Raw genomic sequence first — 549 nt, 5'->3', positions numbered from 1 at the left:
GTCAGAATGAAGATGCTGTCGGTCTGTGCCCAGGCGGAGCCACGCCTGGATGCGGTACTGGAAAGTCTGCTGGAGGAACTGTCTGAGGAAGAAGATGGGCGATGGCGCATTCTCGTGCGCTACGGCCTGGACAGCTATTTGTGGCAGCAGATGGAGCGCCAGTACGGTTATCACTCGGATGCTCCTGGCACCAAGGATTTTGTCATCGAGCTGTTCAAATCCTGTTATGCCATGGAAACCGGCGGGGATGTTCATTTGTCTTCCGAGGCACTGGTATTTTTACGGCGCTGGAAGGATAGCCGCAGACATGAGGAGGCTTTTGAAAATCTTTCTGATGAATGCGCCGGGATACTGAACATTGAGCAGGATCTGGCAAAGCGGGATTTTCGGGCTCTTTTGGAGATCGATTATTTCAGCTTGATCGAGCAGAAGATTATCAGCGATCTGGTGCAGGAAGTGGTTGCGCGCACAGTGACACCAGGAGATGTTACCCGCTGGGTGCGGCAACGCCGTCAGGGGCACTGGTATGCGCAGTACCTGGATCTGTAC

General features: G+C 53.9%; 1 protein-coding gene. It reads left to right on the top strand.

The features are described from left to right. Positions 1-12 precede the first annotated feature (12 nt). Positions 13-549: hypothetical protein (locus tag ACOCD2_RS25630; protein WP_419583423.1), on the top strand; the 537-nt coding region annotated here is incomplete at its 3' end.

Source organism: Thiolapillus sp., from assembly GCF_048562965.1.
GTDB lineage: Bacteria > Pseudomonadota > Gammaproteobacteria > Chromatiales > Chromatiaceae > Thiolapillus > Thiolapillus brandeum_A.
Note: the sequence above shows the minus strand (reverse complement) of the source record. Positions and strands in the feature narration are given on the sequence as shown.